Annotated in this window: 24 protein-coding genes and 1 pseudogene; 12 read left to right on the top strand and 13 right to left on the bottom strand. The window is 68.0% G+C overall.

Annotated features, from left to right (window positions below):
• Positions 1-13 precede the first annotated feature (13 nt).
• From AB1634_01770 to ppsR, 8 genes are all read right to left on the bottom strand, one after another.
• Complete coding sequence (locus AB1634_01770) at positions 14-1,546, bottom strand: AMP-binding protein (GenBank protein ID MEW6218245.1); 1,533 nt, start codon at positions 1,544-1,546, stop codon at positions 14-16.
• Positions 1,547-1,554: 8 nt separating this feature from the next.
• Entirely contained in the window at positions 1,555-2,130 is a 576-nt protein-coding gene (locus tag AB1634_01765) for a response regulator (protein ID MEW6218244.1), read from the bottom strand.
• A 153-nt stretch (positions 2,131-2,283) separates the two neighbouring features.
• Positions 2,284-2,631 carry a hypothetical protein gene (locus AB1634_01760; protein MEW6218243.1) on the bottom strand — a complete coding sequence of 116 codons (348 nt, stop codon included), beginning with the start codon at positions 2,629-2,631 and terminating at the stop codon, positions 2,284-2,286.
• Entirely contained in the window at positions 2,628-2,921 is a 294-nt protein-coding gene (locus tag AB1634_01755; GenBank protein ID MEW6218242.1) for a hypothetical protein, read from the bottom strand. Before AB1634_01755 ends, AB1634_01760 begins: the two co-directional genes overlap by 4 nt.
• A gap of 101 nt (positions 2,922-3,022) precedes the next feature.
• Entirely contained in the window at positions 3,023-3,916 is an 894-nt protein-coding gene (nadC, locus tag AB1634_01750; GenBank protein ID MEW6218241.1) for a carboxylating nicotinate-nucleotide diphosphorylase, read from the bottom strand.
• A complete protein-coding gene (locus tag AB1634_01745) occupies positions 3,913-6,588 on the bottom strand; it encodes a valine--tRNA ligase (GenBank protein MEW6218240.1) in 2,676 nt (891 codons plus the stop codon). The genes nadC and AB1634_01745 overlap by 4 nt, the downstream gene beginning before the upstream one ends.
• A 54-nt stretch (positions 6,589-6,642) precedes the next feature.
• Positions 6,643-7,689 carry a deoxyguanosinetriphosphate triphosphohydrolase gene (locus AB1634_01740; protein ID MEW6218239.1) on the bottom strand — a complete coding sequence of 349 codons (1,047 nt, stop codon included), beginning with the start codon at positions 7,687-7,689 and terminating at the stop codon, positions 6,643-6,645.
• Between the two features lie 85 nt (positions 7,690-7,774).
• Entirely contained in the window at positions 7,775-8,638 is an 864-nt protein-coding gene (gene ppsR / locus AB1634_01735; protein ID MEW6218238.1) for a pyruvate, phosphate dikinase/phosphoenolpyruvate synthase regulator, read from the bottom strand.
• A 163-nt stretch (positions 8,639-8,801) separates the two neighbouring features.
• Between ppsR and AB1634_01730 the strand changes: the two genes are divergently transcribed.
• The 3 genes from AB1634_01730 (at position 8,802) to AB1634_01720 (ending at position 12,419) form a co-directional block, all read left to right on the top strand.
• On the top strand, positions 8,802-10,169 hold the full coding sequence (locus tag AB1634_01730; protein MEW6218237.1) for a transglycosylase SLT domain-containing protein: 1,368 nt from the start codon (positions 8,802-8,804) through the stop codon (positions 10,167-10,169).
• A gap of 74 nt (positions 10,170-10,243) precedes the next feature.
• Positions 10,244-11,650 carry a mannose-1-phosphate guanylyltransferase/mannose-6-phosphate isomerase gene (locus AB1634_01725; protein ID MEW6218236.1) on the top strand — a complete coding sequence of 469 codons (1,407 nt, stop codon included), beginning with the start codon at positions 10,244-10,246 and terminating at the stop codon, positions 11,648-11,650.
• 4 nt (positions 11,651-11,654) lie between these two features.
• Positions 11,655-12,419 carry a hypothetical protein gene (locus AB1634_01720; GenBank protein MEW6218235.1) on the top strand — a complete coding sequence of 255 codons (765 nt, stop codon included), beginning with the start codon at positions 11,655-11,657 and terminating at the stop codon, positions 12,417-12,419.
• 1 nt (position 12,420) lies between these two features.
• Here the strand turns inward: AB1634_01720 and AB1634_01715 are convergent, their stop codons facing one another.
• The 3 genes and pseudogenes from AB1634_01715 to AB1634_01705 all read right to left on the bottom strand — a co-directional run bounded on the left by AB1634_01715 (position 12,421) and on the right by AB1634_01705 (position 14,856).
• Positions 12,421-12,786 (bottom strand): response regulator, encoded by a 366-nt coding sequence (locus AB1634_01715; GenBank protein MEW6218234.1) that lies wholly within the window; start codon positions 12,784-12,786, stop codon positions 12,421-12,423.
• Positions 12,787-12,988: 202 nt separating this feature from the next.
• Positions 12,989-14,353: pseudogene (locus AB1634_01710) on the bottom strand (PAS domain-containing protein).
• 95 nt (positions 14,354-14,448) lie between these two features.
• The gene (locus AB1634_01705) at positions 14,449-14,856 is read right to left on the bottom strand and encodes a TM2 domain-containing protein (protein ID MEW6218233.1); all 408 of its coding nucleotides are present in this window, start codon (positions 14,854-14,856) and stop codon (positions 14,449-14,451) included.
• Between the two features lie 162 nt (positions 14,857-15,018).
• On the opposite strand from AB1634_01705, the gene AB1634_01700 reads away from it, so the two are divergent.
• The 7 genes from AB1634_01700 to AB1634_01670 all read left to right on the top strand — a co-directional run bounded on the left by AB1634_01700 (position 15,019) and on the right by AB1634_01670 (position 21,621).
• A complete protein-coding gene (locus AB1634_01700; GenBank protein MEW6218232.1) occupies positions 15,019-15,876 on the top strand; it encodes a ribonuclease H-like domain-containing protein in 858 nt (285 codons plus the stop codon).
• 150 nt (positions 15,877-16,026) lie between these two features.
• Complete coding sequence (locus tag AB1634_01695) at positions 16,027-16,758, top strand: hypothetical protein (protein ID MEW6218231.1); 732 nt, start codon at positions 16,027-16,029, stop codon at positions 16,756-16,758.
• A 32-nt stretch (positions 16,759-16,790) separates the two neighbouring features.
• A complete protein-coding gene (locus tag AB1634_01690; GenBank protein ID MEW6218230.1) occupies positions 16,791-18,083 on the top strand; it encodes a M48 family metalloprotease in 1,293 nt (430 codons plus the stop codon).
• A complete protein-coding gene (locus AB1634_01685; GenBank protein MEW6218229.1) occupies positions 18,080-18,649 on the top strand; it encodes a hypothetical protein in 570 nt (189 codons plus the stop codon). Before AB1634_01690 ends, AB1634_01685 begins: the two co-directional genes overlap by 4 nt.
• 504 nt (positions 18,650-19,153) lie before the next feature.
• Positions 19,154-19,966 (top strand): hypothetical protein, encoded by an 813-nt coding sequence (locus AB1634_01680; protein ID MEW6218228.1) that lies wholly within the window; start codon positions 19,154-19,156, stop codon positions 19,964-19,966.
• Positions 19,945-20,652: a CxxxxCH/CxxCH domain-containing protein gene (locus AB1634_01675; GenBank protein MEW6218227.1), complete on the top strand. Its 708-nt coding sequence runs from the start codon at positions 19,945-19,947 to the stop codon at positions 20,650-20,652. The genes AB1634_01680 and AB1634_01675 overlap by 22 nt, the downstream gene beginning before the upstream one ends.
• A complete protein-coding gene (locus AB1634_01670; protein MEW6218226.1) occupies positions 20,653-21,621 on the top strand; it encodes a fibronectin type III domain-containing protein in 969 nt (322 codons plus the stop codon).
• Positions 21,622-21,677: 56 nt separating this feature from the next.
• Here the strand turns inward: AB1634_01670 and AB1634_01665 are convergent, their stop codons facing one another.
• On the bottom strand, positions 21,678-22,382 hold the full coding sequence (locus tag AB1634_01665; protein ID MEW6218225.1) for a MazG family protein: 705 nt from the start codon (positions 22,380-22,382) through the stop codon (positions 21,678-21,680).
• 376 nt (positions 22,383-22,758) lie between these two features.
• Here AB1634_01665 and AB1634_01660 point away from each other — a divergent pair, with 376 nt between their 5' ends.
• Positions 22,759-23,679, top strand: coding sequence for a manganese-dependent inorganic pyrophosphatase (locus AB1634_01660; GenBank protein MEW6218224.1), 921 nt, complete (start codon positions 22,759-22,761; stop codon positions 23,677-23,679).
• A gap of 684 nt (positions 23,680-24,363) precedes the next feature.
• Positions 24,364-24,957: a PEP-CTERM sorting domain-containing protein gene (locus AB1634_01655; protein MEW6218223.1), complete on the top strand. Its 594-nt coding sequence runs from the start codon at positions 24,364-24,366 to the stop codon at positions 24,955-24,957.
• Positions 24,958-25,119: 162 nt separating this feature from the next.
• Here AB1634_01655 and AB1634_01650 read toward each other — a convergent pair whose 3' ends face one another.
• Positions 25,120-25,845 carry a hypothetical protein gene (locus tag AB1634_01650; GenBank protein ID MEW6218222.1) on the bottom strand — a complete coding sequence of 242 codons (726 nt, stop codon included), beginning with the start codon at positions 25,843-25,845 and terminating at the stop codon, positions 25,120-25,122.
• Positions 25,846-25,860: the final 15 nt, after the last annotated feature.

The raw sequence follows: 25,860 nt of genomic DNA, 5'->3' as shown, positions 1-25,860 counted from the left end.
GGGGGACCCGTGGTCAGGAGCCGGCGGCCAGACGCTCCTGGACCAGGCTGGTCACCTGGCGGAAGTCGACCTTGCCCGAGCCCATCTTGGGCAGATCGCCCAGGGCCAGGAAGCGGCGGGGCAGGGCGATGTTGGGCAGCTCCTTGGCCATGGCGGCCAGGACCGCCGGCTCATCCACCGGTGCCGCCACCGCGGCCACAATCCGGGAGCCTTTCCGGGGATCCGGGACCTCCACCACGCAGCACGGGTTGTCGGCGGCAATCTGCCGGGCCAGGACATCCTCCACCCGCACCAGGGAGATCATCTCGCCGCCGATCTTGACGAAGCGCCGCAGCCGGCCGGCATGCCACAGGAAGCCGTCGGCATCCAGGTGACCCATGTCGCCGGTGTCGTACCAGCCCTGGCGGATGCGCATGGAGGTCTCCTCGAGATCGTGGAGATAGCCGGGCATGACCAGCTCGCCGCGCACCAGGATGCGGCCGGTCTTCCCGGGCGGGCAGTCGGCGCCGGTTTCGTAGTCCTCGATGCGCACCTCCACCCCGGGCAGCACTCGGCCGACGCTCCCGGGCCGGTTGGCGCCCGGGCTGTTGGCGGAGATCACCGGCGAGGTCTCTGTGGCGCCGTAGCCCTCGTAGACGGTGATGCCGTGCTGGGCGGCAAAGCCCTCCCGCAGGGAGTCCGGGCACTTGTCGGCACCGCTCACCACGATCCGCAGGCTCTCGAAGTCGCCGGGTGCCGATTTCGCCAGGTAGCCGGCCAGGAAGCTGGGGGTGCCGGCCAGCATGGTGGGCCGCTCCTCGCGGATCACCTGGCAGATCGTCCGGTACTCCAGGGGGTTGGCCACCGAGACCATGGTCATGCCGTGGAAAAGGGGGGTCCACAGGTTGACCGTCAGGCCGAAGATGTGGAAGAAGGGCAGGCTCGCCATCATGACGTCCCGGTGGGACAAACCGAAGACCTGGCTGAAGGCCGCCACGTTGCTGGCGATGTTGCGGTGGGTGAGCGGCACCGCCTTGGGGTCCTTTTCCGAGCCGCTGGTAAAAAGCACCACCAGAAGGTCGTCCGGCTCGCCGCCCGCCACCTGCTTGAGGAGCATGGGAAGTGGCAGCCGGGTCAACAGGGCCTTCTTGAGCCTCTCGCCGGCTGAAAAGCTGGCCAGGAGGTCCTCGACCATGATCATGCCTTCCACCGGCGGGCAGCCGACCTTGTCCAGGAGCGCCCGGGCGGTGACGATCGTCCGGAAGAGGCACTTGCGCTGGGCGTAGCGGGCGTTGTCCGCCGCGCCGGTGGAATAGTTGATGAGGACCGGCGTCTTGCCGGCAAAGAGCGCCCCGAGTACGGCCAGGGTGCAACCGGCCCCGGTGGGCAGCATGATGCCGAGAAAGCCGTCCGGACAGCTCCGGAAGCGGTCGGCCAGGAGCAGGGCGGCGATCAGGCACTTGCCGTAGCTCAGACGGCGGTCGGCGGTGCGGTCGATGATGGCCGGCTTGCCGGCCTGGCGCCGGGCGACGCGGATGAAGCGGTGGTGCAAAAGGAAATCGGGCATGCGGCTGGTCAGCGGATGAGCTCCTGGAGCGCCTTGCGGCCGCACTCCGGGCAGTAGGTGTGGCTCATGAGCACCCCGGTCTTGCGGGTGATGTAGACGTCCACCGGCAGCCACTCCCCCTGGCCAGGACCCTTGCCGGAATCGTCCCGGATCATCTTGCAGACCGCGCAGATGGGCAGGATGTTCTCGTAGAGCTTGAGCTTGCGGCGCAGCTCCTGGCGCTCCTGGCAGCGCCGGATGCGCAAGAGCAGCTCCTCGGTGGCGCAGGGCTTGAGCAGGTAGTCGTCGGCGCCCAGGCGCAGGGCATCGATGGCCGAGGACAGGGCGCCATGGCCGGTGAGGATGATCACCCCCACCTCCGGGTCCAGCCTCCGGGCCTCCCGCAGGACCTGGATGCCGTCCAGGCCCTCCATGACCAGATCCGTGATGACCACGTCGAACCGGACGTCCTTGCCCAGCCGCAGGAGCGCGTCCTGGCCGCTCCCGACGGCCGCGACCTCGTAGCCTTCGGCATTCAGATCCCGGCTCAAGGCCCGGAGCACGATCTCCTCGTCGTCTACCAAGAGCAGCCGTGTTGCCCCCATGCCGTTGTCCTCCGAATCATTCCCGCCGCGGCCAGGCCTTACTGCCAAAGACGAACCGCAGAGCCGATACCAACATGCTGACTCTTGTGCGCTCCCGAGCCGATGGCCTTCCTTGTTCAGTCGAAAAACGGCAGAGAGAAGCTGTTTCCGACCTTATGCCGCCAGTTGAATGTTTCCAAGAAGTTTCAGGCACAGCAAGCGCATTGCCGTCAGTTCTCGCTGAAATTCTTGCTGTGCTTCTGCCGCGGTCAATGCATCAAATATATCGGGCAGTTGCACGCCACGACCCATTATCTCATCAGCGGCTTTTTGCCGTAACTGCTTTCGGACGAACAGACAATTGTCAGCGTGAAAAAAGAGATCAACTGCATTGGATACAGAAATGGCCCCAGCAAATAGCGACTCGATTACCCCCAAGGAAAGCAATGCAAAGGATGCAAATTGCTGATCCTTGTCAACCTCTTGTGCCAGCAGTGTATGGAGATGGACGCGTTGTTTCATGACATGTCCTTGCGCGGGAAGAATTTTACTCCAGCAACCTGGCCAGACGAATGCTCAAAATAGTGAACCTCGCCAGTGGTACCTTTTTTTATCACCTTTTGCCAGCTGCCGGTCAGAAGTTGTCGGAGGTAACAGCGTACCACAGGATTATGCACCGCATATTTTACAGTGTCGCCCTTGCTTGGCTCCCAATCCTGCGGCACTGAACCGGATGCGTGGACGTTCAGGTAAAGGTGAAGTGGCATTTCGGTGATCTGGCCTCCGTGTGTTGAGCTGATCGTCGGTATCATCTCAACATTCGCGTGACTCGCCAATCGAGGCCCAGGCGTGCTGCGTAAGGGTAGGCCCAACAATTTCGCAGGTTGAAGGGACCGGTAGCTGACGCTTCGAATCAGCCTTGCCGGTCTCTTCTGCGGTTCGATATTCGTTGTTCCTTCCCGCTGCCAGGCCCCAGGCGCATGCTGATGTCGGCGGCCGGCGCCGAGTGGGTGAGGGCGCCCACCGAGACCGCCTGGACCCCGGTCTCGGCCACCGCCCGCACCGTCTCCAGGGTGATGCCGCCGGAGGCCTCGAGAAAGGCACGGCCGGCCACCAGGGCCACCGCCTGGCGCAGGGTGGGACCATCCATGTTGTCCAGGAGGATGGCATCCACGCCGGCGGCCAGACACTCGGCCACCTCGTCGAGGGTGCTGGCCTCCACCTGCAGGCGCAGGGTGTGGGGGGCCCGGGCCCGCACCCGGGCGACCGCCTCGGCGATGGAGCCGCAGGCAGCGACATGGTTGTCCTTCACCAGGATGCCGTCGTCGAGGCCGAAGCGGTGGTTGTGACCGCCGCCGGTGCGCACCGCGTACTTGTCCAGCAGCCGCAGCCCGGGGACCGTCTTTCTGGTATCCAGCACCCGCACCGGCAGGCCGGCAAGTCTTTCGACAAAGGCCGCGGTCAGGGTGGCGATGCCGGAAAGGCGCATCGCCAGGTTGAGGGCCACCCGCTCACCCCGGAGGAGCGAACGGGCGCGGCCGGCCAGGGTGCACAGCGTCTGGCCGGGCGCCACCAACTGGCCGTCCGCAACCCCGGGCCGGACCTGCACCTCCGGGTCCAGGAGGGTGAAGACCAGGGGCGCCACTGTGGCAACACCGCAGGCCACGAAATGGCCTTTGGCCAGGAAGCGGCCGGCAGTCATGGCCTCCGGCGCGAAGATCGCCTCGGTGGTGACGTCCCCCCGGCCCAGATCCTCGGCCAGGAAGCGGGTCAGGCTGTCCCGCAGAAGGAAGGGGTCGATGCTCACGCCTGCAGCTCCTGGAGTCGCTGCCGGTTGGCGTCGATGGTCGCGAGGCGGGCCAGGAGCTTCTCCTCCTTCTCCGCCTCGGCGGCCACCACCGCGGCCGGGGCCTGGGCCCGGAACTGCTCGTTGGCCAGCTTCTTGGTCACCCCGGCCAGCTGCTGCTCCACCTTCTGCCGCTCCCGCGCCAGCTTGGCCATCTCCTGCTCGATGTCCACCAGCCCGGCCACGGGCACGAAGATCTCCACGTCCTGCCAGAGATGGCCCGCGGCCCCGGCCGGCCGCTCGCCGCTGGTCACCACCTCGACCTCCTTGGCCCGGGCCAAAAGACCGATGGCCTCCCGGTTGGCCGCCAAAAGCTCGGCCCGCTCCGGATCCGGGGCGACGATCCGGGCGGAGATCCAGGCGCCGGGCGGGATGGACAGATCGGCGCGGATGGTGCGCAGGCCCGCCGTCACCCCCTGCACCACCGCCATGGCCGCCTCGGCCTGGGGATCGATGCGGTCCTCCTCCGGGGTCGGGAAGGGGGAGCGGCACAGCAGCTCCCCCTTGCCGGGCAGCACCTGCCACAGCTCCTCGGTGATGAAGGGCACCACCGGGTGGAGCAGGGCAATAGCGTCTTCCAGGACCCGGCCCAGGACCAGCCGGCTGGCGCGGCGCTCCGGGGAATCCTCCCCGTAGAGGGCCGGCTTGATCCATTCCAGGTACCAGTCGCAGAATTCGTACCAGAAGAACTGGTAGATCGTATTGGCCACATCGTCGAAGTGGTAGCTATGCAGGGCCTCGATGGTGGCCTTCATCGTCCGGGCCAGGCGGGAGAGGATCCAGCGGTGGGCCAGGCCCAGCTCGGCAGCAGGCGGCAGGGGCTCGGCCGCGGCAGGCAGGTGGGGCAGGGCGAAGCGGCTGGCGTTCCACAGCTTGTTGAGAAAGTGGCGGTAGCCTTCGATCCGCTCCTCGGCCAGCCGGATCTCCCGGCCCTGGGCGGCAAAAGCGGTGAGGGTCAGGCGCAGGGCATCGGTGCCGTAGCGGTCCATGAGCAGCAGCGGGTCAAGGACATTGCCCTTGGACTTGCTCATCTTCTGGCCCTGGGCATCCCGGACCAGGGCATGCAGATAGACGTCGGCAAAGGGGCTCTGGCCCAGGAAATGGATGCCCATCATCATCATCCGGGCAACCCAGAAGAACAGGATGTCGAAGCTCGTCACCAGGACCGAGGTGGGGTAGAAGAGCGCCAGCTCCCTGGTCGCCTCGGGCCAGCCCAGGGTGGAAAATGGCCACAGGGCCGAGGAGAACCAGGTGTCCAGCACGTCCGGAGACTGGCTGAGCTGGCCGGCGCCGCAGTCGGGACAGGCCCGGGGCGCCTCCACCGCCACCACCAGCCGGCCGCAGGCGCCGCAGGTCCAGGCCGGCACCTGGTGGCCCCACCAGATCTGGCGGGAGATGCACCAGTCCCGGATGTTCTCCATCCAGTCGAAGAAGCTCTTTTCCCAGGCCGCCGGATGGATGCGGGTCTCGCCGCTGCGCACCGCGGCCATGGCCTTGGCGGCCAGGGGCTTCACGGCCACGAACCACTGGCGGGAGAGGGTGGGCTCCACCACCGTCCGGCAGCGGTAGCAGTGACCGACACCGTGCTGGTAGTCCTCCACCCGCTCCAGGAGGCCGGCGGCCGCCAGATCCGCCACCACCTGCTGGCGGCAGGCGAAACGGTCGAGGCCGGCATAGGGACCCGCCTCCCCGGTCATGCGGCCCTCGTTGTCCATGATCTTCATGGCCGGCAGGTCGTGGCGCCGCGCCAGCTCGAAGTCGGCGAGATCATGGGCCGGGGTGACCTTGAGGGCGCCGGTGCCGAAGGCCATGTCCACGTGGGTGTCCATGACCACCGGGATGGGACGGCCCACCAGGGGCAGGAGCACCGAGGAGCCGGTCAGGTGCCGGTAGCGCTCGTCCCCGGGATGGACCGCCACCGCCGTATCCCCCAGCATGGTCTCCGGCCGGGTGGTGGCGACCAGGAGGTGGCCGGAGCCGGCGGCCAGGGGATAGCGGATGACATAGAGCTGGCCGGCAGTCGGCTCGTGCTCCACCTCCAGATCTGCCAGGGCGGTCAGGCAGCGGGGACACCAGTTGATGATGTAGTCCCCCTGGTAGATGAGGCCGTCCTGGTAGAGGCGGACGAACACCTCCCGCACGGCCCGGGACAGGCCCTCGTCCATGGTGAACCGCTCCCGCTCCCAGTCGCAGGAGCAGCCCAGGCGCTTGAGCTGGTGGATGATCTGGCCACCGGATTCCTGGCGCCACTGCCAGACCCGGTCCACGAAGCGCTCCCGGCCGATGGCGTGGCGGGAGCTGCCCTCGGCGGCCAGCTGCCGCTCCACCACGTTCTGGGTGGCGATGCCGGCATGGTCGGTGCCGGGCACCCAGAGGGTGTTGTCCCCCCGCATCCGGTGGTAGCGGACCAGAACGTCCTGCAGGGTGTTGTTGAGGGCGTGGCCGACGTGGAGCACACCGGTGACGTTGGGCGGCGGGATGACGATGCAGAAGGCGGGCCGGTCAGGCTCCAGGCCGGCCCGGAAGGGGTGCTCGGCCGCCCATCTCCGGCGCCAGTTTTCCTCCACCTGGGCGAATTCGTAAGCCTTGGCCAGCTCGGCCCTGGGCGAGGGGGGAGAATCATCCTTGATCATGGCCACTCCTTGTGGTCAACGCCGGGCCGGGTCAGGCGGGCCGGCCGGCAAAGGCTACAGGACGCTCCAGGGCTTCGGAAAGAAGATCTGGGCGTAGAGGTCCAGGGCATAGCGGTCGGTCATGCCGGCAATGAAGTCGCAAACCTTGCGGTGCTTCGGGGTGCCATCCGGGTAGATGCTGCTCTCCTTGTCCCAGACCGAATCCTGGGCCAGGAAGTGGTCATAGAGCTCCCGCAGAATCTTCGAGGCCTTGACGAAATCCCCGTGTACCCGATCCACATCGTAGACATTGTCGTAGAGGAAGGAGCGCAGCTCGGCGATGGCGGCCAGCATCGCCCGGTCCATGGCCAGGCGGCCGTCGTTCCTCGCCAGGGTCCGGGCGACCAGATCGCGGACCATGCTGCCCAGGCGCTGGGAATGGCGATCGCCCAAGGTGCGGCGGACGGGGACAGGCACATCCTCCTCCCGGATGACGCCGGCCCGCAAGGCGTCGTCCAGATCATGGTTGACATAGGCCATGATGTCCGCCAGGCGCACCACTTGGCCCTCCAGGGTGGCAGGCAGGTCGGCCAGGTCCTCGGGCAGGATCTCCTTGCGGCCCTTGGAGTGGTGCAGGATGCCGTCCCGCACCTCGTGGGTCAGGTTCAGGCCCAGACCCCCCTTCTCCAGCACGTCCACCACCCGCAGGCTCTGCTCGAAATGGCGGAAGCCGCCGGGATGCACCGCATTCAGGGTTGCCTCGCCAGCGTGGCCAAAGGGGGTGTGGCCCAGATCATGGCCCAGGGCGATGGCCTCGATGAGGCTCTCGTTGAGCCGCAGGGCACAGCCGATGGTGCGCGCGATCTGGGCGACTTCCAGGGCGTGGGTCAGCCGGGTCCGGTAGTGGTCGCCGGTGGGGGACAGGAAGACCTGGGTCTTGTGCTTGAGCCGGCGGAAGGTCTTGGAGTGGATGATCCGATCCCGATCCCGCTGGAAGGCCGTGCGGATGGGGCATTCCGGCTCCGGCCGCAGCCGGCCCCGGCTGGCCTGGCTCAGGCAGGCAAACGGCGACAGGAATGCCGCCTCCCGGTCTTCGGTCTCTTCCCGAATGCTCTTGGCCATACAATGTTGGCGTGGTCCATGCGGCAGCGGCCAGCATGATGCCACAGGGGGCCAGCCAGCACAAGGAAAAAGGGCGCCCCGCCGCCTATTCGTCCCGGCGGGGCGTCACCGGCAGCGACGCCGGCGCCAGGGTCTCCGGCTTCTTGGACAGCCCCAGCTCCTGGGAGACCTGGGTGGCGATCTCCTCGATGGATTTGCCGGCCGAGGAGACCACCGGTATCCGGTACTGGCGGAAGATGGCCTCTGCCTGGTGCAGCTCCTGGCTGCAGGTGACCAGCTTGGCGTAGTTGCTGCCCGGGTAGCGCTTCTCCCGCATGGCCCGCAAAATCTCCGCCGAGGTGGCCAGGCCCACCACGTGCTTGAGGTTCCGCACCAGGGTGTCCGGCAGGCGCCCCTCGTTGAGCTGCTCGGCGGTGAGCGGGAAGTTGCCGGCCTTGAGCCCCATCTGGGTTGCCAGGTAGACGGACACGGGCGTCTTGCCGGCCCGGGACACCCCCACCAGCACCACGTCCGCCTCGTCGAACTCGTGGGCCTTGAAGCCGTCATCATGGCTCAGGCAGTACTGGATTGCCTCCACCCGCCGGTTGATCGCCCGCTCGTCCATGGCCTGGTGGGAAAAGCCAGGCTCGCCGATGGCCTTGGCCTCGAGACATCCCTCCAGCCGGTCCAGAAAGGCGGCAAAGACGTCGAACACCTCCACCTCCGGGGTGTCGAAGATCTTGCGCAGCTCGGGCTTGACGATGGTGGAGAAGATGAGGGGCCGGCGGCCCGCTGATTGCTTGAGGATGTACCCGAGGGTCTTCTTGGCCTGTTCCCGAGTCCGGACAAAGGGGAAGCGCTCCTCGTAGAAGTTGGTGGCCGGGAACTGACAGAGCAGGGCATGGCCCAGGTTGCTGGCCAGGATGCCGGTGCTGTCCGAGATGTAGTAGACGTCCTTGGAGCTCCACATGAATACGTTGATTCCTCAATCGTCTCAGGGCCGCCGGCCGGCAGCCAAGCCGGCCGGCGGCGATTGATTCCGGCCGGCGGCTGTGTTACCCTGTCGGCACCTTGGAAGCTGCCGGCGCACGCCGCGGCGCCCCATGCCCACCTGAGCCTGAGAGACCCCTGTCATGGCCATTCCAGGGATCCGCCGCCTGCTGCTGGCGATTGCTGTCCTGTTGACTGCCGCGGTCCCTTGTCCGGCGGAGGAGTTTCCCCTTTTCGACTGCATCGCCCCCAACGTTGCCTTCTGGAAGGACGTCTACAGCCGCTATACCACCGGCCAGGCCATCCTGCACGACGCCACCGACTTGTCCATCGTCTACGAGGTGATGGACCTGGGGCCAGTGGGGGACGATATCGGTCAGGCCAACAGGGACAGCATAAAGGAAGCCCTGGAGAAATACAAAGCAATTGTCCAGGGCCTGGCCGCCGGCCGGCCGCCAGCCACTGCCGAGGAGCGGCGGGTGCGGGGTCTGTTTGCTGCCGATCTCCCCGCGGCCCGCCTGCAGGCGGCTGCCGGCAACATCCGTTGGCAGCGGGGCCAGGCGGACCGCTTCCGGGAAGGGCTCATCCGTTCCGGCGCCTATCTGGCGGAGATGAAGGGCATCTTCCGCAGCCAGGGACTGCCGGAGGATCTCGCCTATCTGCCCCATGTGGAATCCTCCTTCCAGATCCGAGCCGGCAGCAAGGCGGGCGCTGCCGGGGTCTGGCAGTTCACCCGCAGCACCGGCAGCCGGTTCTTGCGCATCGGCAGCGCGGTGGACGAGCGCTACGACCCCATCCGGGCCAGCCATGCCGCGGCCCGTCTGCTCAAGGAGAACCACGAGGCCCTGGGGGACTGGCCGCTGGCCCTGACCGCGTACAACCACGGCGCCGGTGGCATGCGGCGGGCCAAGGCCGAGAAGGGCGATTATCCCACCATCTTCCGGGAATACAACGGGCCGCTCTTCAAGTTCGCATCCCGCAACTTCTACAGCGAGTTTCTGGCGGCCCGGGAGGTCGCCAAGGATTTTCGCCGCTATTTCGGTGAGCTGCGCCTCGAAAGCCCGGAAAAGGGCTGCCGGGAGCTGACGGTGCCGGCTGGACTGCGCTTTGCCGACGCCTGCCGGCGCTACGGGGTCAGCGCCGACACCCTGGCGGATCTCAACCCGGCCCTTCTGAAACCGGTCCGGGACGGCGGGCGCCGCATCCCGGCAGGATACCGCCTGCGGCTGCCCGCCGGCGCCAAGGCTGCCGGACCGGTGCTGGCCGCCGCCGCGCCCGAGCCGGCCAAGGGCCGGCCGGCCCTGGTCTACCGGGTGCGCCGCGGGGACACCCTGTCCGCGGTGGCCCGGCGTCACAACCTGCCCGCCGGCGCCATCCTGCTGGCCAACAACCTCCAATCCGCCGACCGGATCTTCCCGGGCCAGGAGCTGCGCATCCCCGCCGCCGAAGGGGCGGCCAAGGCCAAGGCCGGCAGCAGCCGCAAGGGCAAGACCGCCGCCGGCGGTACCTGATCCATTGTCAAAGGTCATTCAGACAGCGGAGGGGCGACCCGCCGGGTCGCCCCTCCCCATTTGAGGCCCCCCCCATGAGCGTCATTCAGCCCGTGATTCTGGCCGGCGGCACCGGCTCCCGGCTGTGGCCCCTGTCCCGGGAGCTTTATCCCAAGCAGCTCTTGAGCCTGTCCCAGGAGCGCTCCCTCCTGCAAGCCACCATCCTGCGCCTGGACGGCCTGGCGGCGGCACCGCCCATCGTCATCGTCGGCCAGGAGCACCGCTTTCTGGTCCAGCGCCAGATCGAGGAGCTGGCGCTGGACAAAGGGGTGACCATCCTCCTGGAGCCGGTAGGCCGCAACACCGGGCCCGCGGTCTGTGCCGCGGCCCACTGGGTAGCGGCTCACCGGGACCCGACCTCCACCCTCCTGGTGCTGCCCGCCGATCACCTGCTGCGGGATGAGGCGGCCTTCCGGGACGCGGTGCGCCAGGCAACCGCCTTGGCCGAGCAGGGGCTCCTGGTCACCTTCGGCATCCGGCCCACCGCACCGGAGACCGGCTACGGCTATATCGAGGCCGGCGAGGGACACCGGGTGCGCTCCTTTGTGGAGAAGCCGGACCGGCCGACGGCCGAGGCCTACCTGGCCGCTGGCACCTACTTCTGGAACAGCGGCATGTTTGCCTTCTCCCTGCCCACCCTGCGCCAGGAGCTGGCCCGGCACGCGCCGCAGGTCCTCTCCCAGATGGAGATGGCGGTGGCGGCCGGCCGGGCCGACGGCACCTTCTTCCATCTGGACCGCCAGGCCATGACCGACTGTCCCTCGGACTCCATCGACTACTGCCTCATGGAGAAATCCGACCAGGTGGCGGTGGTGCCGGCCGATCTCGGCTGGAGCGATATCGGCTCCTGGCAGGCCCTCTGGGAGGTCTCCCCCAAGGATGGAGACGGCAATGTGGTGGTGGGCGACGTCATGCTGGAAGGGGCACACAATTGCCTGATCCGGGCCGAGCACGCCCTGGTGGCTGCGGTGGGCCTTGCGGACACCCTGGTGGTGGAGACCGGCGACGCGGTGCTGGTGGCGCCCCTGGACCGCTCCCAGGATGTGAAGAAGATCGTGCCCCGCCTCAAGGCCAAGAACCGGGAGGAATACCGCCTGCACCGCACGGTCTACCGGCCCTGGGGCAGCTACACCCTATTGGAGGAGCAGCCCCGCTTCAAGATCAAGCGCATCACCGTCAATCCGGGGGCCAAGCTGTCGTTGCAGATGCACCATCACCGCTCCGAGCACTGGGTGGTGGTGCGGGGCACGGCCCGCATCGTCCGGGGAGACGACACCTTCCTTCTGGTGGAGAACCAGTCCACGTACATCCCGGCCAACGAGCGCCACCGGCTGGAGAACCCGGGCAAGATCCCCCTGGAGCTTATCGAGGTGCAAAATGGGTCGTACCTGGGCGAAGACGATATCGTCCGCCTGGAAGACACCTACGGCCGCCAGGACTAGCCTTGTGGCCGCTGCCCTGGCCCTGGCCAGCTGCGCCAGCGGCCCGGATAGCGTCCGGCACCCCGACCTGGCGGCAGCCCTCGGCAGCGCCGAGCCGGTGCTGGTGCTCTGGCCCCTGGCCTCGGTCTATGAAAACGAGCTGTTCAGCCGCGAGGCCCTGGTGGATGCCGAGGCCAGCCAAGGCCTGGCGGCCTGGGTGGCGGAGGTGCTGGCCGCAGGCTTTGGCCAGCGGGGCTGGACGGTGCGTCTGGCCGAGCCGCGGGAGTACCCGGGGCTTGCGGCGGGCGCCGAGCTGGCGGCGGAGGAGCACCGCGCCGCCGGGGCGGGCCAGCTTCTTCAGGCCCTGGATGCCATCGGCCGCGGGGTGCGGCTGCACGAGAAGAACGAGGGCCGGCGCACGACCGATCGCGGGGTGGCGCCGGATCTGGTCCGCTCCCTGGCCGGCGGCGCCGGCAGCCTGGTGGCGGCGGTGGTGGTGGGCTGCGACGGCCGTTTCGAGTTTCCCCCCTGCGGGCAGATCCAGTTTCCTCCGTACCGGCCATCGGACGGCGGCGGGCTGGGCGGTCCGGGCTTTGCCGCCGGCACCACGGTGCCCCGGGGCCTGGCGGTCCAGATCTACTGGCTGGAGGCCGCCAGCGGCCGGCTCCTCTGGTACGACGACGGCCGCTGGTTCAACAGCGACTCCCGCCGGGCCGACGACGTCCGCGCCGGCGTCGAGGCGGCCCTGGCCGAGCTGCCCATCCGGGGCGACACTGGCGAGGGCCGCTGAGCTACTGGGCCTGCGGCGGCAGGTAGCGGCGGACCATGGCCACCAGGTCGGCGATGCCGATGGGCTTGGCGAGGTAGTCGTCCATGCCGGCGGCCAGGCAGCGCTCCCGGTCCCCCTTCATGGCGTGGGCGGTCATGGCCACCACCGGCAGATGCCCGCCGGCGACCTTCTCCCGCTGCCGCAGGCGGTGTACCGCCGCCAGCCCGTCCATGACCGGCATCTGCAGATCCATGAGCACCAGATCGAAGCCCTGGGCCTCCAGGGCGGCCAGCGCCTCCTGGCCGTTGGCCACCGCGGTGACCAGCCAGCCGGCCTGCTCCAGAACGGTGACCGCCAGGGCCTGATTGACCTCGTCGTCCTCGGCCAAGAGGATGCGGGCCTGCCGGGGGGGCGGTGCCGGTACGGTGGCTGTGGCGGCTGGCGGGCTGGCGCCGGCTTCCCGGGGAGCAACAGGCGTGGCGCTGGGGGGGGGGGGCGGCTTGTACGCTGGGCTGATATGGAAAGAGCGCGGTGAAGTGGAAGGTGGAGCCCTTGGCCGGGACGCTCTCCACCCAGATGTGTCCCTCCATGAGGGCCACCAGCCGGGAGGCGATGGCGAGGCCCAGACCGGCGCCGCCGTAGCGCCGGGTGTGGGAGCCGTCCGCCTGGCTGAAAGGCTCGAAGATCCCATCCAGCTCCTTGCGGGGGATGCCGACACCGGTATCCTGCACCGTCACATGCAGGAGCACCTTCTCGAGGTCCAGCATCTCGGTGCTGATCCGGACGGCGACGGAACCGGTCTTGGTGAACTTGACGGCGTTGGCCAGGAGGTTGACCAGGATCTGACGCAGGCGCTCGCCATCCCCCTGCAGCAGGTCGGGCACGTCGCTGTCGATCTGCCAGGACAGGTCCAGCCCCTTGGCCCGGGCCTGCACGGCGAAGATCGGCATCGTCCTTTCCAGAAGGGCCCGCAGCTGGAAGGGCTGGTCTGCCAGCCGCAGCTGCCGGGCCTCGATCCGGGAGAAGTCCAGGACGTCGCCCACGATGCCCACCAGGCGGTCCGCCGAGTCCCGGGCCATGTCCAGGTGGCGGCGGATGTCTGCCGGCAGGTCGCTGCCCAGGGCGATGGCCAGCATGCCAACGATGCCGTTCAAGGGCGTTCGGATCTCGTGGCTGATGTTGGCCAGGAACTGGCTCTTGGCCGCGAGGGCCGCGTCCGCCTTGCTTCTGGCCTCCTGCAGGGCCACCTGCTGGCGGAGCCGTTCGGTGATCTCCCGGATGCTGAGAGCGGCCGAGCCTGCTTCGTCCAACCGGAAAGCGGTCATCTCCACCGGCACTGGCCGGCTGCTGGCCAGATGCTGGATCCGGAGCTCTCCCCGGTACTCACCACGGCGGTGCAGGATCGGCAGGATGGAGTTGGTGAACAGGGAGTGGTCACTGGCCGGGATCAGGTCGGCAAAGGGGCGTCCCAGTCCTGATTCCACGGTGTCCAGACCGAGGAGCCGGCGGCCGCTGTCATTGAGGTAGACGATCCGGCCGCTGGCATCCAGGATGGCCACGGTGTCTGGGCTGTGCTCCAGGACAGCGCCCAGACGGCGCCGGTCCTCGACCGCCTGGCTGTGGGCCTGGCGCAAGGCCTGTTCTTCGCGGCGCCGGACTGTGATGTCCCGGCAGACCTCGATGCCCGCCACGATGCGTCCCTGGCTGTCCCGGAGGGGCGAGGCGGTGATCTCGATGACGGCCTCGCCCTGGGACCCGCGGCCTGTGCGCTCGCAGAGATGGGTTTGTCCATCCCGGAAGGCGGCCAGAAGCGGGCAGCGGTCGCAGGGGTGATCCTGTCCCTCGTACGCGACAAAGCAGGGCTCTCCCCGGTGATCGCCGACCAGGGCCTGGTGGGCGGGGTTCTGGTACCGGATGACCAGGCTGGTATCCTGGATGCTTACCGGATCGCCCATGGCGGCCAGGATGTCCTCGGCGCGCAGGCTGTCCATGAGGTCGCGGCCGGCGGCATGGACAGCTTTCTCAGGGGACGGCGGCAGGCTCTCTGACATCATCGCAGGCTCCCTTGGCTGTTCTTGAGGCTGATCTGGCTGTTGAGGGTCCAGAAGTCATAGATGACCCCGATCCCGAACAGGCCACAGGTGAGAAGATACAGGATACCGCTTGGCCATTTGCCGATGTAGATCCGGTGCGCCCCGAACAGGCCCAGAAAGGTGAGGAGAATCCAGGCCACCGTGTAGTCGATGGGCCCGGGCACAAAGCGCAGGTCCGCCTGCCGGTCCATGGCGGGAATAAGGAACAGGTCCACCAGCCAGCCGATGCCCAGAAGGCCCAAGGTAAAAAACCAGACCGTACCGGAGATGGGCCTGCCGTAGTAGAAGCGGTGCGAGCCGGTGAAGCCGAAGATCCAGAGGATGTAGCCGATGGTGACGCTGTGGGTGCTGGGAAAAGGATGCATGGGACCGGTGTCCTCCTGTCGCCGGGTGGTGCCCCTCGGTCTGGCGCTTGCCTGCGGACAGCCACCACCATACGGGAAATCGGTCTGCGCCTGCAAGACCTGGCTGCCGCGAGACAGCAGCCGCACCGGGGCCGGTATGTGCAGGGGGAGGGAGGTCACGGCATGCTGGAACAGTCCTTCCTGCTCCTGACCGGCATCGGTGTCAAGACCGAGCGCCGGCTGTGGTCAGCGGGCGTCCATTGCTGGGATGACCTTCTGGCTCGGGGTGAGCGCTTTTTTGCCCCGGGGACCATGGTCCGCTTGGTCACTGAGATCGACGCCTGCCGCCAGGCTCTGGCGGCAGGGGATGCCGTCTTCTTCGAGCGGCTCCTGCCGCCGGGCCAGCACTGGCGGCTCTTTCCCCATTTCCGGCCCCGGACCGGCTATCTCGATATCGAGACCACCGGTGACGCCGCCAACCAGGTCACCACGGTGGCGGTCTTCGACGGGGCGGCCGTGTCCTGGTATGTGCGTGGCCGCAACCTGGACCAGCTGGCCGCGGAGCTGGCCGGCTACGACGTGCTCGTCACCTTCAACGGCCGGCGTTTCGATGTGCCGGTGCTGCGGGCCCAGCTGGGCCTGGCGCTGCCCCAGGCCCAGATCGATCTGGTCTCGGTGCTCCGGGCTCTGGGGCTCAAAGGCGGGCTCAAGGCCTGCGAGCGGTCGCTGGGACTCGACCGCGGGCCTCTCGACGGCCTGGACGGCTATGCTGCGGTGCTCCTCTGGCAGGAATTCCAGCGCAGCGGCTGCCGAGCCGCCCTGGACACCCTCCTGGCCTACAACATCGAGGATACCGTCAATCTGGAGGCCTTGCTGGTGGAGGCCTACAACCGCCACCGCGCGGCGACGCCGCTCGTCACCTGCCCGCCTATGCCGGCCCCCGGCCAGCCGCTGCGGCCGATCCTGCCGGATCCATCCACCGTGGCCCGTCTCAAGGCCCGACTGGCGGCCCGCCGGACTGCCGGGCCGCCCCCCTGGTGAATCCTGCCAGATGGGGCCGGACCGACGGCTTTTCCGTTGCATCGGCGCCAGGTATTCGCTATAAGGATCAGCTGTTGATGCCAGGGCTTCGCGGCCTGGTGCTCTCCGGCCGCACCGCGGCTCCATTCCTAAGACTGCCCCCATCGTGCCATGGACCGAAAACGAGGCGTTTGTTCGCTCGCCATCATCCCTCTGCTCCTGGTGCTTCTGGCAGGCTGTGTGCCGAGCACCGTCTGCAAGCCCTTCCCGGACCTGTCCTTGCGGCAGGCAGGCAAGAAGGTGCTGCTCATGCCCCTCGATGTGGAGCTGAGCCTCTTGAACGCTGGCGGGGTGGAGGAGCCCAATGCGGCCTGGACCCAGGATGCCAAGGGCTTCATGGAACGGGCCTTCAATGAGCGTTTCGCCGGTTGCGGCATCACCTTGCTGGCCGATCCGGGCGGCCAGGCGGTGGCGCTCACCGCAGCCGAGCGGGAGCGCCGCAGCCAGATCATCCAGCTCCACAGCGCGGTCGGCACCACGATCCTGAGGCATCACTACCTGGAAGGCCTGCGCCTGCCCAACAAGGCCGGCCGCTTCGACTGGTCCCTGGGCCCCGGGGCGTCGTTTCTCAAGGACAGATACGGCGCTGACTATGCCTTGTTCGTCTATGTCCGGGACAGCTACGCCAGTGCCGGCCGGGTGGTGATGCAGGTGGCCGTGGCGGCCTTGACCGGCGTGGCGGTGGGTGGCGGCCGGCAGCTGGGCTTTGCCTCCCTGGTGGATCTGGAGACCGGCGAGATCGTCTGGTTCAACCGCCTGCTCCGGGGCGCCGGCGATCTGCGCACCCAGGAAGCGGCTGTCGAGTCGGTGGCCGCGCTTCTGGTCGACTTTCCCGCCTCGTGACCAGGGCCACGGGAGGCGGCGACGTGAAGACGATGGCAGCACCCGGAGGGGGACCGGCACGGCAGCAGCGGGGCTGGAGCTGGACCGGCTGGCTCGCCCTGGCGCTCGTGGCCCTGGCGGCTGGGGGCTGTGTGAGCAGCCAGGCCCGCTACGCCGCGCCGGTGGAGGGCATGGCCCAACCCGGCGGCCAGGGGCCGTGGCCGCTGCCGGCGGTGGCGCCCGGGGAGCTGGCCAGCCTGCAGCCTGGCCAGCGGCCGGCCCTGGCTACGGACGAGGCCGGGATCTGGATGGTCATGGACCGGACCGAGGAGGAGTACAAGGAGGCGGGCAACCGGATCACCGACCCGGAGCTGGCGGCCTATCTCCAGGAGGTGGTCTGCCGGCTGACCCCGGAATACTGCGCCGACATCCGGGTCTATGCCCTGCGTGTCCCGTATTTCAACGCGACCATGGCCCCCAACGGCGCCCTGGTGGTCTGGTCCGGCCTGCTGTTGCGGGTGCACAACGAGGCCCAGCTGGCCTCGGTACTGGGGCACGAGATCGGCCACTACCTCCGGCGGCATGCCCTGGAGCGGATGCGGGATGTGGTCAACACCACCAACGTCCTGGCCTTTGTGCGGCTGGCCGCCGCAGCGGCCGGGGTGGGGGTCGCCGGTGATCTGGCGACCCTCGCCGCCGCCGGCGGGCTTTCCGCCTACAGCCGGGATCAGGAACGGGAGGCGGACGGTTACGGCCTGGCCCTCATGGCCCGGGCGGGATACGATCCCCGCCAGGCTGCGGCCCTGTGGCGGCAGGTCATCGCCGAAAAGGATGCCGGCGAGGACAAGACTTTCTCCCTCATGCTGTTCGATTCCCACCCCCCTTCCGAGGAGCGCCTGGCGGCCCTGGATGAGCTGGCCGGCCGGCTGGTGGCCGGCGGCCGGGAGGGCAGTCTGGAGCAGGAGCGCTACCAGGCCATCCTTGCTCCTCATTGGCTGGACCTCTTGCAAGACGAGCTGCACCTGCGCCAATTCGGCCGCACCGAGGTCCTCCTGTCCAGCCTGGCCCAGGCCGGCACCGACCCCGGCCGGCTCCGGTTCGGGGCCGGCGAGCTGCACCGGCTCCGCAACCAGGCCGGGGACCGGGCGCTGGCCTTGGCTGCCTACACCGAGGCCATCGCCGCCCCGACCCATCCGGCGGAGGCCCATCGGGCCCAGGCCCTGCTTCTCCGGGAGCGGGGGGAAGCGGCCCAGGCCCGGGAGGCCTTCCACAGCTACCTGGCCGAGCGACCGGCCGCGCCGGACCGGGAGATGATCCTCCACATGCTGACCCAGGAGACCCCATGAAGCGTGCCATCGTCCGCCTCATCCCGGTCCTGCTGCTCATGATGAGCGGCTGCAGCTACTTCACCCTGGTGGAGTCCGGCACCTCGCAGACCGTGGGCGAGGTCTTCCGGGTGCAGCCCCGCTTGGCCTGGAGCATGCACGAGGACCACGGGGTGGTCTTCTGGACCATCGACGGCCCGGCCTTGCACCGGCTGACCTTTGTCCCGGCAGTAGACAGCGGCGAGGGTCTGGATCTGGGCTTCGGGCCAACCAGGGATCTGCCGGCCTTTGCGGACACCATGACGCCTCTGGAGATCATGGACCTGGTGGAGGCGACCCTGGCCCGGAGTGACTGCCACGGCATCGAAAAGAGCGATCTCAAGCCGGCCCGTTTCGGCACCCTGGAAGGCTTCCGCTTCCAGATGGCCTTTGCCACCCGGTCCGGCCTGCGCTACCGCGGTCTGGTGGCCGGCGCCGTCCAAGGCCGCCGGCTGCATCTGGTGCTGTACGCCGGCAGCGACCTCTACCATTACGAGCGCTATCTGCCCGAGGTGACCGCCATCATCGATTCCATGGAGATCCTCTAGCCCCAGGCAACAGGGCACGGCGGCCGCCGGCCCCGGCCAGGAGGTACCCCGCCATGCCGGCTGGGCGCGAGCTCCGGTCGCTCCCCCGCGCAACCTTCCCACCGGTCACCCGTCCTCCGCTTAATCCGAAATGAGCGTTCCGCCAATTGAGCCCGCCGGCCGCTTTTTGGACAAGAGAACGATGCGGTACGCCCCGGCGGCGTGTTCGGGGCCGGTGGCCGCGAGCGGCAGCTCATCCATCCGGGAAAGGGGGAAGGCGGATGCGACAGGGAAGGCGGAGCGGCATCTTGTCCGTGGTGGCGGTCCTGGTGCAGGGCGGTCTTCTGGGATGGCTCGCCGGGGCGCCCGGCCTGGCTTACGCCCTGGCGGTGGAGTGCACGGATTGTCACCAGGCCAGCCATGTGCAGGCCGCCAACTGCGCCGCCTGTCACGGCGCAAGCCATGAGGCCCGCCACGACCGGACGGTGCTGCCGGCTGCCTCCTGCCAGGAGTGCCACGACGCCAATGTCTACCGCACGGGCCGCCTGGGCGGATCCTGGCCGTTGGAGCCACAAGACCGGACCGGGCCGCGGTCTCATCCTTCTGCCCAGCCTGGCGGCCCCGGAGGTGAGCTTCGAGATCCTTGCCGCCGACGCCGCCTCCATCACAGTGAGCGGCAATATCGCCGCCATCCCGGCCTATGCCGGCCAGGTGGCCAGCGGCGACGCCTTCGCCATCCTCTACGGCCAGTATGTCAAGGAGGAGATGGAGAACCCGGCGGACCACAGCCTGAAGCCGGTGAAGCTCTTCGACCGTGAGGGCACGAACGGCTTTGCCGACGATGGTGGCGATCCGGCGGCCGACCCCAGCCCGGACGGGGTCTGCCAGGTCTGCCACACCGCCACCGACCACTGGCGGGCCAACGCCATGCTGGCCGACCATTTCAGCGGCCGCACCTGCACCGACTGCCATGACCACGCCACCGGCTTTGCGCCCAGCTGCCTGGCCTGCCACGGCTACCCGCCGGTAACCGACGCCCCGGGCAGCCCGGACGGCCTGGTGGACATCCCGTCGCCCACCGGCTCGGCGTCCGCCGGCGCCCACCGGATCCATGTCGACCAGGCCACCGGCTACGGTTTTGCCTGCGACAACTGCCATAGCGGCGGGATGCCGGCCAGCCCGGTCTACGATGACTCCAGGATCCAGATCGGCTTTGCCACCTTCGGCCGCGCTGGAGAAAATACCATCTTCCACGGCCAGACCGCGGTGTCCCCGGCGGTCACCGGCTACGACTACAGGCCACCAACGGCACCGCGGTGGTCAAGGACGATGCCCTGACCTGTGACAACGTCTACTGCCACAGCGACGGCAAGAGCAGTGTGGACGGCCGCCGGGTCACCGGCCGCTCACTGGCCTGGGATGGCTCCGCTTCCGATCCCCAGGGGGACAGCGACACCTGCAACAACTGCCACGGCCGGCCGCCGGCCGGCGACGCCCACTGGACTCACATCTCCCGGGGCTGCACCTGCGAGCTGTGCCATGCCACCAGTGTGCAGAAGGATCCAGCTGCCGGCGCCATCTCGATCCGGGACCGGTCGATCCATGTCAATGGCCGGATGGACGTGGTGGCCGCCCCCCAGTTCTTCGCCCACCAGGCCTGGCAGCCATTGAGCTTTGTTTATCAGCCCAAGGTCGGCGGTGGCACCTGCTCCAGCAACGCCTGCCACATCTCCTGGCGGTTCAGCAATCCCATCGATTGGCGCAACGAGCTGCCGCCGGCCGAGCTGCCGCCGCCGGCGCCCACGGCCCTGACCATGTCCAGCACCTCGGTCAATGGGCTCGCCTTCTCCTGGCGTCACCTGCCCCATGGCCGGCTGGACTACGAAGAGGGCTTCACGGTGGAAAGATCCCTCACCGGCACCGGCGGCTGGGTGCAGATCGGCACTGCGCCGGCCATCAACCACGCTATGGGCGGCACCTCCAGCAGCTTTGTCGACCAGGGCCTGGAGCCCAATACCCCGTAGATGAAGGTCTCCGCTGGCAGCGTCGGCCATGTTCTTTGGACCACCACCAGCGACACCGCAGAATCGATGTCCAAGGCCCTGGCCTTCACCCCCATCGTCGACGGCCAGTTCCATCTGTACGCCCTGGATCTGTCCGGCCATCCCCAGTGGGCCGGCAAGGACATCCGCAGCCTGCGCCTGGATCCCACGGACGTGGCCGGCGCCGCCATGGCCATCGATTTCATCCAGACGGTACCGCCGCCTGCCCCGGCCGCGGCGCCGCCCGCCGCCCCCAGCGGCCTGGTGGCGTCCGCTGTCTTCCACAACCGGGTCGACCTCCGGTGGACAGACCATGCCGACGACGAGGACGGCTTCGTCGTCGAGCGGTCCACCGATGGCAGCACCTGGGTCGTGGCAGCGGACAATGGCAGCAACTTCGTGACCAGCACCGTCTCCGGGCTTGCCCGGGCCACCAGCTACTGGCTCCGGGTCAAGGCGGTCAACGGTCAGGGGGAATCCGCCAGCAGCAACGTGGTGGCGGTCACCACCGCGGCGAGCCCGGTGAGCTTCCAGTTCGAGGCGGCCGGTGACACCGAGGGCTGGGTGAAGAACACCCACCTGACCTCCCTGGTGGTGTCGGGTGGCGCGCTGGCCACCTCCAGCACCGGCACCGATCCTTACCTGCGACGCAGCGGCATGTCCTTTGCCGGCAACGAGGTGCCCCTGCTGGCGGTGCGCATGAAAACCAGCTGCAGCGCGGCGGCCACCACCACCGGCCAGCTCTTCTGGACCCACAGCACTGCTCTGTCCGAGTCGGAGCTGAGGAAGATTAACTTCGCGGTCACCGCCGACGGCCAGTTCCACGACTACCTGATCGACACGGCGGCCCATGGCGAGTGGGCCGGCCGGGAGATCCGCAGCCTGCGCCTGGATCCCACGGTCACCAGCGGCTGCGCCATCGAGATCGACTCCATCGCCACCGCGCCCTGAGGCAGGCTCAGCCGCTCCGGCAGCCTGCTGGCTTGTGGCCGGCCAGCGCCGACCGGTCAATCGGTGGCCGGGACCACGGCCCCGTCGCCGCCGGTCCCCAGCTCGACGATCAGGGCCTCCAGGCGGCGGGCCAGGATCTCCTCGGCATTGAGACCGGCCCTCCTGGCCCGCTCCACCAGGGCCAGGAGGGCGTCGGCCAGCTGGCGGGCATCATCGGCCGGGGTTGCCTCCGGTGGCGGCGCAGCCAGAGACGCCAGGGTGCCGGTGAGATCCGGCAGCGGCAGGCCGTCCGCCGTGGCCCGGGAGAGGATCTTCTGCGCCCGGCGCAGGGCGGGCAGGGTGCGGGGGATGGAGGCCAGACGGTCGGCCCGGCCTTCCGCCGCCTTCAGCCGCTGCCAGGCGGCCCGCTGCGCGGCCTCGTCTGCCAGGCGCTCGCTGCCGAAGACGTGGGGGTGGCGCCGGATCATCTTGGCGATGATGCCGGCGGCCACCGCCGGCATGGCGAAGGCCCCCCGCTCGGCGTAGAGCTGGCTTAGAAAGACGATGTGGAACAGCACATCGCCCAGCTCCTCGCAGACGTGGCCGGGATCCTGGCGATCCAGGGCCTCGGCCAGCTCGTAGGTCTCCTCGATGAGGTGGCCTTTCATGCTCTCGTCATCCTGGCGCTGGTCCCAGGGACAGCCCTCCGGCCCCCGCAGCCGGGCGACGATCCGGATGAGCTCTTCCAGCTTGGCTCCCGCCCCCTCGTTGGCTTGGCTCATCTCCCCCCTCCTCTTTTCCGGCTCCTGGCCTGGCGCGCCGCCTCAGTTCTGAACGTCCGTGCAGGTCCGCTGGCTGCGGATTGACCGCGCGACGGCCCCCCAATCTATACCCGGGGTACTGTTTTGCAAGGCCGAAAAGGGCCGCTTCCGGTGCCGGATGCCGGCCCCTTTTTTGACTTGACGCCGGCCATTCCGGACACTAAGATGCCGACGACCTCTGTTGACAACTGAATGGGTCCTCATCGCCGGCAGAGGTGCCGCGTCACTCCGGCGGGCAGGGACCAGGGCTATGCGGGATCCGTCCCCCGGACCCCGACGGATGTGGTGGATCGCGGCTGAGGGAGCCAAATCACACGAAGCAAAGGAGGAGCGTACGATGTCTGTCTATGTGGTGGGGCACAAGAGTCCGGATACCGATTCTGTGGCGGCGGCGATCGCCCTGGCCAACCTGCGCAAGGCCCAGGGCATGGATGCCGTGCCGGTCATGCAGGGACCGCTCAATCCCGAGGCCCAGGTGGTGCTCAGCAAGTTCGGGGCCGCGACCCCGGAGATCATGACCGACGCCGCCGGCAAGAAGATCATTCTGGTGGATTTCAGCGACCTGGCCCAGGGCCCGGCCAACATGAGCGCCAATGACGTCGTCGAGATCGTGGATCATCACAAGATCGGCGACGTCACCACCAACAACCCCATTTTCTTCTACGCCAAGCCGGTGGGCTGCACCTGCACCGTCATCACCGAGATGTACAAGAGCGCCAACGTCGCCATCTCCAAGCAGATGGCCGGCATCATGCTGTGCGCCATCCTGAGCGATACCGTCAACTTCAAGTCCCCCACCTGCACCGACGAGGACAAGGCGGCGGTGGCCGAGCTCGCCAAGATCGCCGGCATCACCGACCGGGACGCGGTGTTCATGGAGATGCTCAAGGCCAAGTCCTCCATCGACGGCGTGCCGATCAACGACCTCTTGAACCGCGACTTCAAGGACTTCGACATGAACGGCAAGAAGGTGGGCATCGGCCAGTTGGAGCTGGCGACCATCGACCAGGCCGCTGGGGTCCGCTCCGACTTGGTCAAGGCCCTCCAGGGTCTCAAGGCCGACGGCCGCCACTCGGTCCTGTTCATGCTCACCGACGTGGTCAAGGAAGGCACCGATCTTCTGGTGGTCTCCGAGGATCCGGCCCTCATCGAGAAGGCCTTTGGTGGCAAGCTCCAGGGCGAGTCCATGTGGCTGCCCGGCATGATGAGCCGCAAGAAGCAGACCGTGCCGCCGCTGCAGAAGGCCTTCGGCTGCTGAGATCCTTTCCGCCGCTGTTCGGCCACACGGTCCAAGGCCCCGGGGGGTTGCCCCCTGGGGTCTTTTTTTATGCGCCGAGGCCTCCGCTCGCCGGCCAAGGCACGAGGAGAGGCGCAGACGACCCGGTCATGGCTCGTGCAGTGCCCCTGTGCAGGGTTGGCGGATCCGCTGCCGGCCGCAAGCTCCGGAGGGGTGGCTTTCCGGCATGCGGCAACCGCCCCTTCATCTGCCCCAGCGGACCGCTCTTGGCAATGATCCGCAGCCAGCAGCTGGCTTGACCGGCGCGGCTTCCGGGAGGCATACGATGGACATCCCGGCCAGGACAACGGTGCCTCGGCCGCAGCCCCCATGGAACACGCCAAGGAGAGATATGCCCATGCGATGCCGGGGGGGCAGGACGGGTGGGGAAGGGGATTCCGGCTTCCGCGTTTCCGAACGGCTATTCCGGATTGCCGAATGGACTCCTTGTCGGGCAGCCGGCAACCATCCGACCAACTGGTTGAAATTGCTGGATGTTGAAAGAAGACCTCCCGCTCGGCAGGGTGGCGCCCTTTATGCATAGCCTTCTGCGCAGGCGGCACCCTGAGCCGTCGTGGCGGCCAAAGATGCTAATCGGCCGCCTCCCCCCCAGGGCGGGGACTCTCACACTTGGCAGAACAAGGCAACCGAAGGAGCGAGACCACGATGAAGAGACTGCTGCGGGCCGCATTGGCAACCGGATTCTTGATGCTCGGCATGACCAACCTGGCACAAGCATCGACGGTTATTTACTCCAATCCCAACCTGGGCGACCATACCACAGATGCCGTGACCATCAATCTGAGTGGCCTGGCGCCACATTCAACGGTCACCGTCAATTTTGACCTCTTCATCATGGACAGCTGGGATGGCTCGGATGGTGGCTGGTCACCAGACGCCTTCGGTTTCAGTGTGGACGGGGCGGCTCAGGGCTGGACATTTGACAACTTCGGCGGGGCCGAGTCCAACACCGATACCGCCGATGGAATCGGCAACTACAACGGCATCAACAGCTGGGGGCCAATCGATCGCTACTTCCAGAACTACAACAACGGCTTCACCTTTGCCCACACGGCGACCACGTTGAGCCTCTCCTTCTATGGCTATGGCTCTGGATTTCAGGGCATCAACGATGAATCCTGGCGCGTGACGGAGCTGGTAGTCTCCTCGGATGCCGGGACCCCGGTGCCCGCGCCTGCCTCCATCCTCCTTCTGGGCTCTGGCCTTGCCGGCCTGGCCTGCCGGCGGCGACAGAGATAGCACGGGGCTCGTTTCCCCTCTGCCCCCAAAGGCAGGGCCGCTCATCTCCGGGCGGCCCTGCCTTTTTTTGGGTGCGTGCCACGACACCTCCGGCGGGTAGCGCTCCGCTTCGGTCTCGCCGGCAACGGGTGCAGCGGCTCGGGGCGGCGGTCGTTGTCTCCTTCAGGCCGGGCCTGGTGGTCCGGCCGGGTCGGCGGGGGTGAAGAAGGGCTCCAGGCTGCTCAGGTTGGCGTCGATCTCCATGGAGAGCATCTGCGCCAGGGAGTGAAGGATGGTCATGGCGTTGCGGTCGGCGTCCCGGGAGGAGATGGCCCGGATCCGTTGCAGGATGGACTCGTTGATCTGCTGCACCCGGCTGTAATGAGCGTCCAGCTCCTTGAGGCCGAGGTCCGGGGGATGACCTTCCTTGAACCGGAAGTACTGGCCTAAGAGGTAGAAGGAGATGGCCCGGACCATGGTCTCCTCCACCGTGGAGAACGGCAGGTGGAAGCGGGCCATGGGCTTGAAGGGCTGCATGACCGGGCAGCCGCTGGTGGCCATCACCAGGCCGAGGATGGAGTACAGGCCGTCCTGGACGGAGGTGTCCTTGGCATAGGTGCGGTCGGCGGTGATGCAGCGGACATGAACCTGATCGAAGGAGGGGGTGTCCGCGAAGGCGTCGACGATGCGGGCAATGCTGGCGGCCAGGGGGCAGATCGCCTCCGGGTCCGGTGGCAGGGGACAGCAGGGGCACTGGTGGTCGGTGAGGGCGGTCCAGGGCGGCGGCTCCCCCCCGGCCTTGGCAAGGAGGACCAGCCGCTCCATGTCGATGTCCAGGGGGAAGACCTTCACCGGACTGTCCGGGAAGTGGAATTCGTAGCGGACGGTGGCGACGCCGGTGTCCTGCATGGGGATCTCCTGTCG

The organism is Thermodesulfobacteriota bacterium (genome assembly GCA_040755095.1).
Taxonomy (GTDB): Bacteria; Desulfobacterota; Desulfobulbia; order Desulfobulbales; family JBFMBH01; genus JBFMBH01.
Note: the sequence above shows the minus strand (reverse complement) of the source record. Positions and strands in the feature narration are given on the sequence as shown.